The 1,792-nt window shown below is 62.0% G+C and carries 2 protein-coding genes and 1 rRNA gene; all 3 read right to left on the bottom strand.

The window, feature by feature from the left end:
* On the bottom strand, positions 1-488 hold a 488-nt coding region (locus WAN71_RS06865; protein WP_422224612.1), incomplete at its 3' end, for an enoyl-CoA hydratase/isomerase family protein.
* A 215-nt stretch (positions 489-703) separates the two neighbouring features.
* Positions 704-1,306 (bottom strand): muconolactone Delta-isomerase family protein, encoded by a 603-nt coding sequence (locus WAN71_RS06860; protein WP_422224611.1) that lies wholly within the window; start codon positions 1,304-1,306, stop codon positions 704-706.
* A 401-nt stretch (positions 1,307-1,707) separates the two neighbouring features.
* Positions 1,708-1,792, bottom strand: a 5S ribosomal RNA gene (rrf, locus tag WAN71_RS06855); the annotation flags it as partial.

The following is a 1,792-nucleotide window of genomic DNA, read 5'->3' as shown; positions in this document are numbered from 1 at the left end:
AGTCCAGGCAGCCGGGCCATCGGACCACCGCCCGCGACCATCCCGACGCCCACTTCCCATTGCGAGATGATTGCTTTTTCGCGGCTGGCGAAACTCATGTCGCAGGCGAGCGTGATCTCGCTGCCGTTGCCGGTCGCGCGGCCGCGGATGAGGGCGATGGAGACGACGGGGAGGCGGGTCAGGCGCACCAGGAAGTCCGGCCAAGGCGGCAAACCCGTCGGGCCCGCCGGCAGCGAGGTCAGGTCGTCGAGGTTGGCCAGGAAATCGGAGTGGTTCAGGAAGTAGTCGTCGACCGCGCTGTCGAAGACCACGACCTTGACTTGCTCGTCGGTCTCGAGAGCGTTGATGACTTCCTGGAACTCCTGGACCATTTCAGGGCCCATGACATTGATCGGCGGGTTGTCGATTGTGACGCGCCAGTTCGCCGGCGACCGTCGGGTCAGACGGAGCTGCGCGGGTTTGGTGGGTGTGTTTACCGTTGTTGCCATTGGATTCTCCTCTGGATTGTCGGTGTCGTTAGCTCGTCGGTCGCCGTTGATGGTTTTTCGAGATTTGGAGCAGGCGTTTGTCGTCGGGTTCTCGCGAGTACTGCACAGCCATGACGGCCATTGCATCGCAACGGGTTTGACGGCCGCCATTGGATACCGGGTTCTCGCACATGACACGACTGGGCCAGCGGACGTGGGAGGCGACATACATGGTGTCAGTTCCCGGCGCCCGGGTCGCTGGGATGGGACGACAGTTCAGTGGTCGTGATCGCCATCCAGGGGTAGAGCGGCAGCGACTTTAAGATGGTCTCGAGTTCGTCGGCGTCGCGAGCACTCCATATGCCAAGGGTTCGTCGGACGGGATCTTCTGCGGGTAACGCCCAGAGCCGTCGCAGGTGGCCTCGGCTGGAAAGTTCGCGAGCACGCTGCGCTTCGCGATTCTGTGTCTCCTCGACGACGCTGGATGGCGTCCCGTCCGGGACGGCAATGATCATGGCGATGAGGAATTCATGACCGTGTCCCACGCCGGGCAGTGCGGGGTCGTTCGGGTGCGGCGAGAGAGGCAGGACTTCGTCAGTGCGCCATATCCGCAGCGGCATCGAGGCGAGCACCTCCTCGAGTGCGTGGGCGTCGTCGGCCGTGAAGAGACCCAGCGTGCGCCACTCGCCGGGATTCAACGGGGGTCGCCACAAACGGTGCAGGCTTCCGCGTTGGGCCAGCTGTTCAGAATGGGCGGCCTCGCGCTGGCGCACGTCGGACACAGTGTCCTCGGAGGTGCCCTTGGGGACGTGCGTTGTCATGGTGACAAGGAACTCCACGACGCCTCCTTGACGAATCATCGGTGGTTCAACAGATTTCGAATCGATTGGTCGCTCACGCCGTGTCACGTTCGGCTTGCACCCGGATCGCCGAGATGAGCTCGCCCTTCAACACGCCCAGTGCGCAGGCGTGTATCGGTCTGCGGCGATGGCGAGATGACGAGAGATTGCATGAACGCCAGTATGGGCCTAGACGGGTTCACGGAGCGCGCCCTGCCATGGGATTTGATCGCCGTTCGGGCGGGCGCGTGCCGCCGGTGATCAAAATCCTCTCGCGCTCAATCGCGTAACGGCATTAGCGCGGACATAATAGAATTCACCCGCAATTGCGTTGCTTATTTTTGATTAGTGGTTGTTGATGTAAAAAAGGGCACCTTTGTGGGGTGCCCTTTTTTGTGTGTGTTCGGCGGTGTCCTACTTTTCCACCCGGGTTGGGTAGTATCATCGGCGCTGGCAGGCTTAGCTTCCGGGTTCGGGATGGGTCCG

Origin of the sequence: Mycobacterium sp. (assembly GCF_049280035.1) — a bacterium.
Lineage (GTDB): Bacteria > Actinomycetota > Actinomycetes > Mycobacteriales > Mycobacteriaceae > Mycobacterium.
Note: the sequence above shows the minus strand (reverse complement) of the source record. Positions and strands in the feature narration are given on the sequence as shown.